This window comes from Micromonospora sp. WMMD712 (assembly GCF_029581295.1).
Lineage (GTDB): Bacteria > Actinomycetota > Actinomycetes > Mycobacteriales > Micromonosporaceae > Micromonospora > Micromonospora carbonacea.
Genome location: NZ_CP120743.1, coordinates 4,976,398 through 4,990,641 on the forward strand (window position 1 = coordinate 4,976,398; position 14,244 = coordinate 4,990,641).

At 70.6% G+C, this 14,244-nt stretch carries 12 protein-coding genes and 2 CRISPR repeat arrays; all 12 genes read left to right on the forward strand.

The features are described from left to right. Positions 1-12: 12 nt before the first annotated feature. The 12 genes from O7633_RS21660 to O7633_RS21715 all read left to right on the forward strand — a co-directional run bounded on the left by O7633_RS21660 (position 13) and on the right by O7633_RS21715 (position 14,236). Positions 13-2,118 carry a UvrD-helicase domain-containing protein gene (locus tag O7633_RS21660; RefSeq protein WP_282323714.1) on the forward strand — a complete coding sequence of 702 codons (2,106 nt, stop codon included), beginning with the start codon at positions 13-15 and terminating at the stop codon, positions 2,116-2,118. Continuing rightward, a complete protein-coding gene (gene cas3 / locus O7633_RS21665) occupies positions 2,115-4,967 on the forward strand; it encodes a CRISPR-associated helicase Cas3' (RefSeq protein WP_282323715.1) in 2,853 nt (950 codons plus the stop codon). Before O7633_RS21660 ends, cas3 begins: the two co-directional genes overlap by 4 nt. Before the next feature lies 1 nt (position 4,968). After that, a complete protein-coding gene (gene casA / locus O7633_RS21670) occupies positions 4,969-6,648 on the forward strand; it encodes a type I-E CRISPR-associated protein Cse1/CasA (protein ID WP_282323716.1) in 1,680 nt (559 codons plus the stop codon). Continuing rightward, a complete protein-coding gene (casB, locus tag O7633_RS21675) occupies positions 6,645-7,331 on the forward strand; it encodes a type I-E CRISPR-associated protein Cse2/CasB (protein WP_282323717.1) in 687 nt (228 codons plus the stop codon). The genes casA and casB overlap by 4 nt, the downstream gene beginning before the upstream one ends. After that, positions 7,328-8,452, forward strand: a complete 1,125-nt coding sequence (gene cas7e, locus O7633_RS21680) for a type I-E CRISPR-associated protein Cas7/Cse4/CasC (RefSeq protein WP_229406494.1) — start codon at positions 7,328-7,330, stop codon at positions 8,450-8,452. Before casB ends, cas7e begins: the two co-directional genes overlap by 4 nt. Beyond that, positions 8,449-9,150 (forward strand): type I-E CRISPR-associated protein Cas5/CasD, encoded by a 702-nt coding sequence (gene cas5e / locus O7633_RS21685; RefSeq protein WP_229406495.1) that lies wholly within the window; start codon positions 8,449-8,451, stop codon positions 9,148-9,150. The genes cas7e and cas5e overlap by 4 nt, the downstream gene beginning before the upstream one ends. A gap of 2 nt (positions 9,151-9,152) precedes the next feature. Next, on the forward strand, positions 9,153-9,827 hold the full coding sequence (gene cas6e / locus O7633_RS21690) for a type I-E CRISPR-associated protein Cas6/Cse3/CasE (RefSeq protein ID WP_282323718.1): 675 nt from the start codon (positions 9,153-9,155) through the stop codon (positions 9,825-9,827). After that, positions 9,824-10,795 carry a type I-E CRISPR-associated endonuclease Cas1e gene (gene cas1e / locus O7633_RS21695; RefSeq protein WP_282323719.1) on the forward strand — a complete coding sequence of 324 codons (972 nt, stop codon included), beginning with the start codon at positions 9,824-9,826 and terminating at the stop codon, positions 10,793-10,795. Before cas6e ends, cas1e begins: the two co-directional genes overlap by 4 nt. Beyond that, a complete protein-coding gene (gene cas2e / locus O7633_RS21700; protein WP_282323720.1) occupies positions 10,795-11,181 on the forward strand; it encodes a type I-E CRISPR-associated endoribonuclease Cas2e in 387 nt (128 codons plus the stop codon). The genes cas1e and cas2e overlap by 1 nt, the downstream gene beginning before the upstream one ends. Before the next feature lie 49 nt (positions 11,182-11,230). Next, positions 11,231-11,442: a CRISPR direct-repeat array (repeat unit 29 nt; unit sequence CTGCTCCCCGCGCACGCGGGGGTGATCCC). A 113-nt stretch (positions 11,443-11,555) separates the two neighbouring features. Further along, positions 11,556-13,127, forward strand: a complete 1,572-nt coding sequence (locus tag O7633_RS21705; protein ID WP_282323721.1) for an ISL3 family transposase — start codon at positions 11,556-11,558, stop codon at positions 13,125-13,127. 62 nt (positions 13,128-13,189) lie between these two features. Next, positions 13,190-13,461: direct repeats of the CRISPR family, unit length 28 nt; unit sequence CTGCTCCCCGCGCACGCGGGGGTGATCC. A 185-nt stretch (positions 13,462-13,646) separates the two neighbouring features. Further along, on the forward strand, positions 13,647-13,892 hold the full coding sequence (locus O7633_RS21710) for a toxin HicA (RefSeq protein ID WP_282323722.1): 246 nt from the start codon (positions 13,647-13,649) through the stop codon (positions 13,890-13,892). Continuing rightward, positions 13,892-14,236 carry a type II toxin-antitoxin system HicB family antitoxin gene (locus O7633_RS21715; RefSeq protein ID WP_282323723.1) on the forward strand — a complete coding sequence of 115 codons (345 nt, stop codon included), beginning with the start codon at positions 13,892-13,894 and terminating at the stop codon, positions 14,234-14,236. The genes O7633_RS21710 and O7633_RS21715 overlap by 1 nt, the downstream gene beginning before the upstream one ends. Positions 14,237-14,244: the final 8 nt, after the last annotated feature.

Here is a 14,244-nt window from a genome sequence, read left to right on the forward strand (position 1 = left end):
CAGGGGATTGGTATGGCTGAGTTGGCCATTGGCCGGGGCTTCCTGCCCGCCTTTGCCAGGCTCGAACGCCGCGTGCAGCACGCCGTTCTCGCGGCCATCAGCAGGTTCGCCGAGCACACCCACGCGGGCCTGCACCTGGAAAAGCTGACCGGAGCACGGGACCCCAACATCCGCACCATCCGGATCGGCAGGTTCTATCGCGGCGTGGTGCTCGCCCTCGGCGAGGAGAAGTACGCGCTTCTCGACGTTCTGCCCCACGACGACGCCATCTCCTTCGCGGTGAGCCGCCGGTTCACAGTCAACCAGGTCCTCGGCGTGCTGGAGATGCGCGATCAGGACGGCATCGAGGAGTTCGCCCGCACCGAGCCGGCGCACCCCCCGAGCGTCGGCCTGTTCGACCACGTCACGACCGCCGACTTCGTGCGCCTCGGCGTCGAGGCGGACTTGGTGCCGCTGCTGCGCGTCATCGCCACGGACAAACAGCTGGAGAGCCTCGTCGGCCGGCTGCCGGAGGCGCAGCTCGACATCCTGCTGGGCCTGGCCAGCGGGATGACCGTGGAAGAGGTCTGGACGGAGCAGGCCGACCGGATCATCTCCGGCGTGGACACCGACGACCTCCTGACCGCAGCACGGCGTACGCCCGAGCGGATCGCCTTCGTCTCCGGCCCGGTGGAACTCGCCGCCATCCTCGCCCACCCGTTCGACGTGTGGCGCACCTTCCTGCACCCGACCCAGCGCGACATCGCCTACCGCGAGACCTACAGCGGCCCCGCGCTGGTGACCGGCAGCGCCGGGACGGGAAAGACGGTGACGGGCCTGCACCGGGCGGTGTTCCTCGCCGAGCGGCTGCCGGAGGGCGAGAGGGTCCTGCTGACCACCTTCACCCGCGCGCTCGCCGACGCGCTCACCCGACAGCTCCACCGGCTCACCACCGATCCGGCGGTACGGGCACGCATCGACGTGATCAGCGTCGACCGGCTGGCCTACGACACCGTCACCCGAGCCGGCAAGAGGTTGTCGATCGCCGAGAGCGAGATCGTCGACCAGCTCTGGCAGGTCACCGCGAAGTCCGGTCCCACCTTCGTGGACCGCGCCGGCCAGGTCACCACCTTCAGCCCCGCCTTCCTCCGGCACGAGTGGGAGCAGGTCGTGCTGGCGCAGCGGCTGACCACTCTGGACGCCTATCGCGACGCATCCCGCAAGGGCCGCGGAGCAGGGCTGCGCGCGGCCCAACGGGCCCAGGTGTGGGCCGCGATCGACGCCTTCGTGGGGGAGCTGACGAAACGCCGCCTGCGCACCCACACCCAGCTCGCCGATGACGCGGCGGCGATCCTGCGCGGCTCGCCGGCCCGATACCGGCACGTCGTCGTCGACGAAGGGCAGGACCTGCACCCGGCGCAGTGGCGTCTGCTGCGGGCGCTCGTCGCGCCCGGGCCGAACGACATGTTCCTGCTCGCCGACCCGTACCAGCGCATCTACGACAGCCACGTCTCCCTCGCCCAGCTCGGCATCGAGGTGCGTGGCCGGACGCGGCGGCTGACCATCAACTACCGGACCACCCACGAGATCCTGGAACTGTCGACCAGGGTCCTCAACGGCGACGCCGCCGTCGGGTTGGACGGGCAGGACGACACGTTGCGCGGTTACCGCTCGATCACTCGGGGCGGCGTGCCCGAGGTCGCGGTGGCCGACAGCCGAGACGGCGAGTGGGAGGCGCTGATCGAGCGGGTCGGGACCTGGCTGGAGCAGGGGGTGGAACCGCACGCCATCGGCGTGGCCGTCCGCACCGGCCAGCTCGTCAGGGCGATCAGCAGAATCCTGGGCGAGGCCCACATCGACGTCGCCGACGACAAGCGCGGCATCGACGGGGTGCACGTGGCGACCATGCACCGTATGAAGGGGCTGGAGTTCCAGTGCCTCGCGGTCGTCGGGCTCGACGCGGGCGTGCTTCCGGCGCCGAACGCGCTCACTTCCGCCGCCGAGGACCCGCATGCCCACCGGCAGGATCTGCAACGCGAACGGTGTCTCCTCTTCGTCGCCCTGACCCGCGCCCGGGATGTGCTCTACCTGTCGCACAGTGGCACGCCGAGCCCGCTGTTGCCGGCGGTGGGCCGGTGAGCGTCCGTGCCCTCGCCAGCGGTCCCCGGCTGGGCGACGCGGTACGCTCCGTCTGGGGCAAGACCGATCGGAGGGGCACCTCCCCGGTGGGCTGGCTGCCGCTCTGGCGGCACCTGGCCGACACCGCCGACGTGACCGGCGAACTGTGGGACCACTGGCTGGGCCGGGCAGTTCGTCGACGCGTCGCCGACGAACTGCCCGGGGGCGACGCGGACGCCCGCACCCTGGCTGTCTGGATCGCCGGGGTGCACGACATCGGCAAGGCCACCCCCGCCTTCGCCTGCCAGGCGTACGCGCTGGCGGACCGGATGCGCGACCACGGGCTCGGCTACCACCGGGACCTGATCCGCGCCGACCGCAGATACGCCCCGCACGCCACGGCGGGCCACATCGTGCTGGCGGACTGGCTGGACCAACAGGGCTGGACCGACCCCCACCCGTACGCCGTCATCGTCGGCGGCCATCACGGAGTGCCGCCGACCGACGAGGGCCTCCGCGACGTGCAGGTGCGTCCACACCTGCTTGGCGATCCAACCTGGCAGCGGGTGCAGCAGGAACTGCTGACCTGGATGGCGGAGCGGTCGGGTGCGGGGGAACGGCTCGTCGAGTGGAGCGGCGTCGCGCTGTCGCAGCCCGTGCAGGCCGCCCTGACCGGCCTCGTCATCGTCGCGGACTGGATCGCCAGCAACGAGGACTTCTTCCCGTACGTGCTGGACAGCACCGACGAGGGCCGGCTGCGATCCGGCTGGGAGCTGCTGGACCTGCCCGTTCCTTGGCAGCCTGTGGCACCGCCGTCGGCGGTGGACGAGCTGTTCGCGGCGCGGTTCGCGCTACCCGCCGGTGCGGTGCCCCGCCCGGTGCAGCGAACGGTCGCCAAGCTGGCCGCGACCATGCCCGTGCCCGGCATGATGATCGTCGAGGCGACGATGGGCGAGGGCAAGACCGAGGCGGCCCTCGCGGCGGTGGAGATCCTCGCCCGGCGGACCGGGGCGTCTGGCTGCTACCTGGCATTGCCGACCCGAGCCACCAGCGACGCCATGTTCGGGCGGATGCTGTCCTGGCTGCGCCGGCTGCCCGACACGCAGGTCGGCCGGGGCGACCGCGACGTGCGGCTGGCACACGGCAAGGCGGCCCTCAACCCCGAGTACGACCGCCTACGCACGAGGTCGATGCCGAGCGGCATCGCCGAGGACGCCGGGGGTGCCGACATCGGTGTGCACGTCTGGCTCGCCGGCCCCAAACGGACCCTGCTGTCCAACTTCGTCGTGGGAACCATCGACCAACTGTTGTTCGCGGCGCTGCGCAGCAAGCACCTGGTGCTGCGCCACCTCGGCCTGGCCGGCAAGATCGTCGTCATCGACGAGGCGCACGCCTACGACGTCTACATGGGGCGGTTCCTCGACCGGGCGTTGGAGTGGCTCGGGGCGTACGGCGTGCCGGTCGTCGTGCTGTCGGCGACTCTGCCGGCTCACCGACGGGCCGAGCTCATGAAGGCGTACGACGCGGGTCGGCTCGGGCCGCTGCCCCCGCTCACCTGGCGCGACCGGGGCAAGCCGCGCGTCGATCCGTACGCCGCGCTCCGTGCCGACCTGCGTTATCCCCTGGTTTCGGTCTCCACGCCCGAGCGCGGCGTCACCGCGACGAGCTGCGCCGACTCGGGGCGAGGCAGCCAGGTCCAGGTGCGGCGCCTGACCGACGACGTATCGGCGCTGGTGGAGCTGCTGCGTGACCAGTTGACCGACGGCGGCTGTGCCCTCGTGGTCCGCAACACCGTGGCCCGGGTCCAGGAGACCGCAGCCGCGCTGCGTGCGGCCCTTGGACCGGAGACCCCCGTGTCGGTGGCGCACTCCCGGTTCATGGCCATCGACCGTGCGGCGAAGGACCGCTGGTTGCGCGACACCTTCGGCCCGCCGGGCACCGCCAGCCGCCCGGCCCGGCACGTCGTCGTGGCCAGCCAGGTCGCCGAACAGTCTCTTGACATCGACTTCGACCTGCTCGTGACCGACCTTGCCCCGGTCGACCTGGTGCTGCAACGCATCGGCCGACTGCACCGTCACCCGCGCGACGACCGGCCGGCCCGGCTCACCACGCCCACGTGCTGGATCACCGGTGCCGACTGGACGACCGAGCCACCGCAACCGGTCGCCGGATCACGCCGTGTCTACCAACCGGCCATGCTGCTCCGCAGCGCCGCAGCGCTGTTGCCGCACCTCGACGGCATGCCGCTGCGGCTGCCGGCGGACATCGCTCCGCTCACCCAGGCCGCCTACGGCGACGCGGCGCTCGGACCGCCGTCCTGGCAGCCGGTGATGGCCGAGGCGGAGGCGAAGCAGCGCGACGAGATCACCACCAAGGAACTCAAGGCCGATGGCTTCCGCCTCGCCGCCGTCGCCGAGGCCGGGGTGCCACTGATCGGCTGGCTCTCCGGCGGCGTCGGCAACGCCGACGACCGCGCGGCGAAAGGTCACGTCCGCGACACCGATGGCGAGTCCCTCGAGGTCCTGTTGCTGGTACGCACGCCGGACGGGCTAGTGGTTCCCCCATGGATCGACGGCGGTGGGGTGGTCGTCCCCACCGCGTCCGCGCCCGGCTGGCGGCTGAGCCGCCTCGTCGCCGGCTGCACCCTGCCACTGCCACGAGCCATGACCGCGGCCGACGTCATCGACGAGATCATCGCCGAGCTGGAGGGCCGGATCGATCTGAGCGCCTGGCAGGACAATCCCTGGCTCGCCGGGGAACTCCTCCTTGAGATCGACGGTGACGGCCATGCCCGCGTGGGCCCCTTCGATCTTCACTACGACCCGCACGGAGGTCTTCAGATGAGCCGCCTTTCAGACGGTGGGGAGTGAGTTGACGAACATCGACCGAGAGTCGGGCTTCTCGCTGGTCGACGAGCCATGGATCCCCGTGCTGGATGACATGGGTCGGCGCCGCGACGAGTCGCTGCACGGCCTCTTCGAGCAGGCCGGCGAGGCGCGCATGATCGCCTGTGAGTTGCCCACCCAGACCTTCGCGATCCTGCGGCTCGCGCTGGCGATCCTGCACCGAGTCACCGGTGGTCCCCCCGGTGAGACAGCTTGGCGAGCGCTGTGGCGGCAGCGGCGGTTGCCGCTCCCGGACATCGCCGACTACCTCGACGCCTTCCGCGACCGCTTCGACCTGTTCCACCCGGAGCACCCGTTCTACCAGGTCGCAGACCTGCGGGCGGCGAAGAACAACGCGTACGGGCTGGAGCGGCTCATCGCCGACGTGCCGAACGGCATGCCGTTCCTGACCACCCGCGCCGGGCCGGGCATGGACTCGATCACCCCCGCCGAGGCGGCCCGCTGGCTGGTGCACTGCCAGGCGTACGACCCCTCCGGCATCAAGACCGGGGCGGTCGGCGATCCACGGGTGAAGGGCGGCAAGGGCTATCCCATCGGCGTCGCGTCGCTCGGGGCCCTGGGCGGCGTCCACCTGGAAGGCGCGACCCTGCTGGAGACCCTGCTGCTCAACCTGGTGCCGGTCGCGCCCGGCTGGCAGGCGGCCGACGAATGGGACCTGCCGGTCTGGGAGCGCGAGCCGCAGACCGCTGCCGAGGAGGCTGACTCCACCCGCGGCCCGTACGGCGTGCTGAGTCTCTACACCTGGCAGTCCCGCCGGATTCGGCTCTTCGGCGACGCCGACGGCGTCACCGGTGCCATGATCGCCAACGGCGACCAGATCGAGTGGCAGGACCGGCACCTGCTGGAGCCGATGAGCGTCTGGGGACGCAGCGCCCCGCGCGAGCAGAAGCAGAAGCGCAGCCCGATTTACCTCCCCCGGCCGCACGACCACGGCCGGGCGCTGTGGCGCGGACTGCAAACCCTGCTGCCGGCACCACCACCGTCCGTCGCCGAGGCACCGCAGCGACTCTCCCCGATGGTGGTGCAGTGGCTGGCCCGGTTGACCGTCACCGGTGTCGTCGGGTCGGACTTCCAGACCCGGACGCGCGCCACCAGCGTCACCTACGGCACGCAACAGGCGGTGGTGGACGAGGTGTTCAGCGACGCGCTCACCATGAATGTGCTGCTGCTGGTCGAGGACTCGCCGCTGCGCGCCGCAGCCGTCGATGCCACCGCCGACGCCGAGGCCGCGGTGAGGGTGCTGCGCCGGCTCGCCGACAACCTGGCCCGCGCCGCCGGCAACCGGGCCAACGACGTCGGCGAGGCCGACCGGGCGGCCGAACGCGCGTACGCCCTGCTGGACCGCGCCTTTCGCGACTGGCTGGCCCGGCTCGGTCCGGACCGCGACCCGGCCGCCGAGCGCGCGTGGTGGCAGCGGCTGGTCTTCAGGGCGATCGACCAGCTCGGCCGTGAGCTGGTCAGAACGGCCGGGCCGGCCGCCTGGGTCGGCCGGACGGGCACCGACCGCGCCGGCCGGGAGGTGCACTACTCCAGCTCGCAGGCTGACGCCTGGTTCCGTTCGGGCCTGGCCAAGGCGCTACCGATGACGGCCGAGCGGGAGCCGGGGACTGGGTCACCACACCAGAGGCAGGAGACCGCAGCATGACCATGCTCGACACCGAGCCGCCGGCTCGGCTCGGCGGCGACGAGTCGCCCGGCGCAGGTCGCAGGCCGTGGGGGCGAAGTCGCAGCAGGCTCGGCGACCACGTCGCCCGGACGGTCGGCACCCTACAGGCGCGGGTGCTGGCCACCGTGCCGCAGCCCGAGGCGATCAGCGCGCTGGCCCGGCTCCGGCGCGGCATCGGCCGGGCTCCGGGCTTCGACTTCACGCTGGAGCGTTACCTCCAGGTGCCCGAGGAGCTGCTGGGCCGCCGGCCGGACGACGACGCGGAGGCGGCGGACACCGAGTACGCCGTGCACGACGCGGTGACCCTGTACGCGCTGCACCAGCAGTCGCGCCGGGAGCGGATGCACCTGGACGGACGCGGGTTGGGCCAGGCTCTGGCCGACCTCGTCCGCAAGACCGCCGGGCCGGAGGGCGTGCGGCGGCGCTTCGCCGCGCTCGGTACCGCCAGCACCTACCACGAGAGCCTCCACCACCTGCGCAGCCTCGTCACGATGCTGCGCGAGCAGCAGATCCCACTCGACTACGGCCTGCTCGCCGACGACCTGCGGACCCTGCGCCTGCCGGATGGACCGTCGAAGGTCCAGGCCAGCTGGGGCCGGGAGTTCTTCCGCAGCCGGCCCAGCCCCGACGCCACCACCCATTCCGAGGAGGACCCTTCATGAGCCGCGCCATCATCGACGTCTACGCGTTGCAGACCGTGCCCCCGAGCAACCTGAACCGCGACGACACCGGCTCGCCGAAGACCGCCGTCTACGGCGGCGTACGCCGCGCGCGGGTCTCCAGCCAGGCCTGGAAGCGGGCGATCCGACTCGCCTTCGCGGGCCTGCTCGACCGCTCCCAGCTCGGCGAACGGACCAAGCGGGTGGGCGAGTCGCTCGCCGCCCGGATCAGGGCCCTCGACCCCGGCCTGACCGACGAGGCGGCGTCCGCCCTCGCCGCCGAGGTCTTCGTCACCGGTGGCCTGGCCAAGGTCGACAAGAAGACGGGGGAGATGAAGGACGTCGAGTCCGGCTACCTACTGTTCCTGAGCCACCGGCAACTGGACAATCTCGCCGCCGCAGCGTTGGACGCGTCGCGGGCCGGCAGCGCCCTCGACAAGGCCCGGTTCAAGGAACTGGTCAACACGGAGCACTCGGTCGACATCGCCATGTTCGGCCGAATGGTGGCCGACATGGCAGACATCAACGTCGACGCCGCCTGCCAGGTGTCCCACGCCATCAGCGTGCACGCGGTCGACAACGAGTTCGACTACTTCACCGCGGTCGACGACCGCAAGGCCGATGCCGCAGAGACCGGTGCCGGCATGATCGGCACTATCGAGTTCAACTCGTCCACGCTGTACCGGTACGCGACGGTCGACGTCGACGCGCTGCACCGAACCCTCGGTGACGAGGGTGCGACCCGGGCAGCCGTCGAGGCATTCCTGACCGCGTTCGCCCGCAGCATGCCGACGGGCAAGCAGAACACGTTCGCCCACCGGACGCTCCCCGACGCCGTGCTGGTGCGGCTGCGCGACACCCAGCCGATCAACCTGGTCGGAGCCTTCGAGACACCGATCGTCGAGACGCACGCCGCCGGGCGGGTCGAGCTGGCCGCCGCCGCGCTGGCACGGCACACCGTCGCGGTCGAGAACGCCTACGGGGAACGGCCCGTGGGAAGCTGGGTCACCCAGGTCGGGGAGAAGACCGCCGTGCTGGCCGACCTCGGCAAGGCGGTCAGCTTCACCGAACTGGTCACCGGAGTGGGGGAGCAGGTCACCGTCGCGCTCGGACAGCCGGCATGAGCGTACTGCTGCTGAGGCTGGCCGCCCCCCTGCAATCCTGGGGTTCGTCCAGCCGCTTCGCCCGCCGGGGCACCGAGATCGCTCCGACCAAGAGCGGGGTGATCGGCCTGCTCGCCGCCGCCCGGGGGGTCCGACGCACTGAACCGCTCACCGACCTGCTCGGCCTGGAATTCGGAGTACGGCTGGACCAGCCCGGTCAGATTCTGCGCGACTTCCAGACCGCCCGGAGTCTCGACGGCCGCCACAGCGCACCGCTGACGTACCGCTTCTACCTCTCCGATGCGGCCTTCCTCGTCGCCGTCGGCGGCGAGCGGGACCTGCTGGACGGGTTGGCAGAGGCGCTGGACCGGCCACGGTTCCCGCTCTACCTCGGGCGTCGGTCGTGCCCACCGGTCGGTCCGATCAGCCTCGGCGTACACGATCTGGCCCTTGACGAGGCGCTGAAGGACTGGCCGTGGCTCGCGGCCGAGTGGTACAGACGCCGGGCAGCACGGACGGTCCGGCTGGAGATCATCCGAGACGCCCGTCCGGGCGAGCCGGTTGCCGAGACAGTGCCCGACGAGCCGATCAGCTTCGACCCCGCCCACCGGCAGCACACCTGGCGGTCGGTGCTGCGCCGGCATGTCGACGTCACCAACGACCTCGCGGAGCGGGCCGGGGTCGCCGAGCACGACCCGCTGAGCCTGCTGGGAGGCTGAGCATGTTCCTGACCCGATTCCAGATCAACCCGGCTCGCCGGAACGCGCGCAGGCTGCTCTCCTCACCGCACGCCATGCATGCGGCGGTCCGAAGCGCCTTCGCCGCCGTGGAAGACTACGAGCGCCCCGACGCCCGTACGCTGTGGCGGCTCGACACGCCGGGCACCGCGACCGTCCACCTCTACATCGCCAGTCCCGGCCGCCCCGATCTCACCCATCTGGTCGAGCAGGCCGGCTGGCCCACCACCGAGACCTGGATGACCCGAGAGTACGACGGATTGCTCAGCTCACTGCGCGCGAGCCAGGAATGGGCGTTCCGGCTCACCGCGAACCCGACGCACAGCGGACGCAAGACCGCCGACGCCAAGGAGACGCAGCGCTTCGGCTACCTGCGCGAGCAGGAACAGATCGATTGGCTGGCCAGGCGGGCCGACCGGCACGGGTTCGCCCTGGCCAGCCAGCACGACGGGCGGCCCAACCTGCGGCTGCACCGTCGCCAGACACAGACTTTCAAGCGTGGCACGGGCACCGTCACCCTCACCACGGTGACGTTCGACGGCCTGCTCCGAATCACCGACGCGGACACCTTCCGGCGGGCCCTGACCGGCGGAATCGGGCACGCCAAGGCGTACGGGTGTGGGCTGCTGACCCTCGCGCCCGCGCAGCCGACCTCGTGAAGAAGATCCCGGGCGTGCCGCCGGCTGAACTGGCGGAACTCAACCGCGCGCAGGACCGGATCAGCTTCGTCTACCTCGAACGATGCGTCATCCACCGGGACAGCAACGCGATCACGGCCACCGACGAGAAAGGCGTCGTGCATCTGCCGGCGGCCACGCTCGGGGTCCTCATGCTGGGTCCCGGCACCAGCATCACCCAGCAGGCGATGATGCTGATCGCCGACAACGGCGCCACGGTCGTCTGGGTGGGTGAGCACGGCATCCGGTACTACGCACACGGGCGCTCGCTCGCCCGGTCAAGCCGTCTCCTGATCGCCCAGGCCGCCGCCGTCTCGCACCGGGACCGGCGGCTCCAGGTGGCGCGCGCGATGTACCGGATGCGCTTTCCCGGAGAAGACACCAGCGGGCTCACGATGCAGCAGTTGCGCGGCAAGGAAGGGGCGAGGGTCCGCCGCTGCTACCGGGAACACTCGGTGCGCACCGGTGTGTCGTGGAACAACCGGGAGTACGACCCGGACAACTTCGACGGCAGTGACCCAGTCAACCAGGCGTTGTCGGCGGCACACGCCTGCCTGTATGGCATCGTCCACGCGGTCATCGTCGCCATCGGTGCGTCGCCGGGGCTCGGATTCGTCCACACCGGCCACGAGCGGTCGTTCGTCTACGATATCGCTGACCTGTACAAGGCCGAAATTGGCATCCCGGTCGCCTTCGACATCGCGGCCGGCGAGTCGACCGACATCGGCTCGGACACCCGTCGAGCCGTCCGCGACCGGGTCCACGACGGCGCACTCCTCGACCGGTGCGTCCGCGACATCCGGAGCCTGCTGCTCACCGATGGCTCGGCCGTGCCGATCGACGAGGAACAGCTCGACGAGGAAGCCGGCAGCGATGCCGTACGCCTGTGGGACGAGGGAGGCTACGAACTCGCCGGCGGTCGGAACTACTCCGGGGACGTGGACTTCTGATGACCGTCATCATCCTCACCGCTTGCCCGGAAGGGCTGCGTGGGCACCTGACGCAGTGGCTGCTGGAAATCTCTGCCGGGGTGTACGTGGGACACGTCAATGGCAGGATCCGACAACGGCTCTGGGCCAAGGTCGTCGAGATGGCCGGGCCCGGCAGGGCACTGCTCGTCTACCAGCGGCCGGGTGAGCAACGACTTGCCTTCGAGGTGCATGACCACCACTGGGAGCCGGTGGACTTCGACGGGATCGCGCTGATGCGTCGGCCTACGGATCGGAGGCCGTACAACCCGGCGGTAGGCCCGGGGTGGAGCAAGGCGTCCAAGCGCCGGAGGTTCGGGCGGAGGGCTCCGGACGGGGCCAGTGGATCATCGACACCCTCCGAGTAAAGTGAAGGAAAACGGGGTAGTTGATCTTTAGCGCCCCAGCTCAGGAAGTCTGCTCCCCGCGCACGCGGGGGTGATCCCCAGCGCCCCGCCATCCCAGCCAGGAACCGAGCCTGCTCCCCGCGCACGCGGGGGTGATCCCGGCGTCTCCTTCGCCAAGTTGTCGATCTCGGACTGCTCCCCGCGCACGCGGGGGTGATCCGATTTCGTGTACTGGGCTCAGAAGCAGCTCGGCCTGCTCCCCGCGCACGCGGGGGTGATCCCCACGGGATCGTCGCGCCGAACGAGCAGATGGGCTGTGTCGGCTCCGCCTGAAAACTGGCTCTGGCACACATTCTGTGAGTCGCGTTCGCCGGTAGTTCGGGTTGGGTGCCGGGGTGGAGATCCTCTCGGCGTTGCTGCCGCATCTGGTGGGCCTGCGGCTGGAAGCGGTGGTGGTCCGGGCGTTCGGGGTCAGGATCGACGCCACGACACAGACAGTGGAGGCGTCGTGCGGCGCTTGCGGCACCTGGTCGACCAGTGTGCATGGTCGCTATGTGCGGCGGTTGGCCGATGTCAGGCTGGGGGGTCACGAGGTCCTGGTCGCGTTGACGGTCCGCCGGTTTACCTGCGTCAACAGCGACTGCCGGCGGCGGACGTTCGTGGAGCAGGTGCCCGGGCTGACCCGCCGGCATGCCCGCCACACGATCCCGGCGGCGAGTGACCTGCAAGCGGTCGCGGTGGCGTTGGGTGGTCGACCCGGAAGTCGGTTGGCGCAGCACCTGGCGGCATCGGTGTCCAGGATGACGTTGATCCGGATGATCCGGCGGATGCCCGACCCACCGCCTGTGACGCCGACGGTCCTGGGCGTGGACGACTTCGCCCGCCGTCGTGGGCACCGATACGCCACCGTGCTGATCGACATGCACACCCGCCGGCCGATCGACGTCTTACCCGACCGCACCGCCGACACCTTTGCCGACTGGCTGCGCGAGCATCCTGGCGTCCAGGTGATCTGCCGGGATCGTGGTGGTAGCTATGCCGACGGCGCCCGCAAGGGCGCGCCTGACGCCATTCAGGTCGCCGACCGGTGGCACCTGTTGAAGAACCTCAGCGACACCGTCGAGAAGGTCGTCCGTGGGCACCGCCGCTGCCTACGGGAGCACACCACCGATCCGGTACCTGTCCCGGCTGCACCGCCCACGGCCGAGCCGGTCAGGACGGGACGCCGGGCGACGAACACCCGTCACCGTCACGAGGCCGTGCACGCCCTGCGCGCCGAAGGCCTGTCGATCAGCGCGACGGCACGTCGGCTCGACATGAACGTCAGAACCGCCCGCAAGTACGCCCACGCCGCCACCGCCGAGGCGCTGATCGGCCCGAACGCCAGCAGCCGCCCCAGCGTCCTCGCCCCGTTCCACACCTACCTGCGGCAACGCCTCACCGAAGGAGTCCACGAGACAGCTGATCTGCATGCCGAGATCCTGGCCCGCAGCTACCAGGGCAGCCTGCGCGTGCTGCGCGACTGGCTCGCCACGAACCGCACCCGCCCCACCGCCGCGACCGTCCAGGTGCCGTCCGCCCGGCGAATCACCGCCTGGATCATGCGTCCCGGCCACAAGCTCACCGACGACGACCACACCGACCTCGCCAACGCCCGTGGCCGCTGCCCGGACCTCGATACCGTCGCCGACCTCGCCCGCGGATTCGCCGCACTGGTCCGCCACCAAGGCACCGGACAGCACCTCGACGCCTGGATCGACCGCGCCCGCCACGCCGGATACCCCGAACTGCGCAGCTTCGCCGCCGGCCTGGCCAACGACCGCGACGCCGTCGTCGCCGGCCTCGCCCACCCCTGGAGCTCAGGCCCCGTCGAGGGCCACGTCAACCGCATCAAGACGATCAAGCGACAGATGTACGGCCGCGCGAACCTCGACCTCCTCCGCAAACGCGTCCTCGCCACACCGTGAACAATCGCCAAGATCAACCACACAATGTGTGCCAGAGCCAAAGTTCAGCCGGCGTTGACAGGCTGCTCCCCGCGCACGCGGGGGTGATCCCGCGGGCAGCACCGAGGTGGGGCTGCTGTTGCGCTGCTCCCCGCGCACGCGGGGGTGATCCGGGCCGGCCCTAAGTCTGCGTCGGGGTCAATACCTGCTCCCCGCGCACGCGGGGGTGATCCGCCGGGCAAGCCGTCCGCGGCCCCGCCCCCGTCCTGCTCCCCGCGCACGCGGGGGTGATCCCTGGCTCACGGTGCGGGTGGTCGACGGCACCCCCTGCTCCCCGCGCACGCGGGGGTGATCCCCCAGCTTCTGGCCCCGCTGGCCGAGGCATGCTGATCGACGTTGAGCGGGTCACGCGGGTTCTGTGATCTGTCGAGGCGGCCTCAGGTTGGTGAGATGGAGGCACCCGGGTGGCTCCGGTCATGTGGATGGGCCGACTGACGGGAAGTGTAGCGTCAATGGTACCGCCCGCAGTACCATCGGCTCATGCCGTCCGTAGCCAAGCTCGTTGCAGCGATGCGAAGCAACCAGCAAAACGTTGCCTACAACGAGCTCTATGCGGTGTGCGAGCACCACTTCGGGGAGCCTCGGCAGGCCGGCACCTCACACGCGGTGTTCAAGATGCCCTGGGCGGGCGACCCACGAGTCAACATCCAGAACGACAAGGGCAAGGCCAAGGCATACCAGGTTCGGCAGGTGCTCAAGGCGATCGACAAGAAGGAGGCCCTGTGATGGACCCCGAAGCCCGTCTCGACATCACCCACTACACCTACCGCGTCACCTGGTCCGCCGAGGATCGTGAGTTCGTCGCGACCTGTGCCGAGTACCCGTCGCTCTCCTGGCTCGCGTCTTCCCAGATCGAAGCGCTTCAAGGGCTTCAGGATCTGCTGCGCGAGGTGATCGCGGACTTGGCGGAGCAGGGCGAGCAGGTGCCCCAGCCGATCGCCGACCGCAGCTACTCGGGCAAGTTCAACCTCCGCGTCGGCGAGAGCCTGCATCGCGAACTCGCCATCCAGGCTGCCGAGGACGGCATGAGCCTCAACCAGTACGTCATCCGGAAGCTCCGGGCCGCCTGATCGCTTCA

Coding starts and splice junctions, on each gene's coding strand:
- O7633_RS21660 (WP_282323714.1), top strand. CDS start 13: ATGGCTGAGTTGGCCATTGGCCGGGGCTTCCTGCCCGCCTTTGCCAGG.
- cas2e (WP_282323720.1), top strand. CDS start 10,795: ATGACCGTCATCATCCTCACCGCTTGCCCGGAAGGGCTGCGTGGGCAC.
- O7633_RS21715 (WP_282323723.1), top strand. CDS start 13,892: ATGGACCCCGAAGCCCGTCTCGACATCACCCACTACACCTACCGCGTC.
- O7633_RS21710 (WP_282323722.1), top strand. CDS start 13,647: ATGCCGTCCGTAGCCAAGCTCGTTGCAGCGATGCGAAGCAACCAGCAA.
- casB (WP_282323717.1), top strand. CDS start 6,645: ATGACCATGCTCGACACCGAGCCGCCGGCTCGGCTCGGCGGCGACGAG.
- cas6e (WP_282323718.1), top strand. CDS start 9,153: ATGTTCCTGACCCGATTCCAGATCAACCCGGCTCGCCGGAACGCGCGC.
- cas7e (WP_229406494.1), top strand. CDS start 7,328: ATGAGCCGCGCCATCATCGACGTCTACGCGTTGCAGACCGTGCCCCCG.
- cas5e (WP_229406495.1), top strand. CDS start 8,449: ATGAGCGTACTGCTGCTGAGGCTGGCCGCCCCCCTGCAATCCTGGGGT.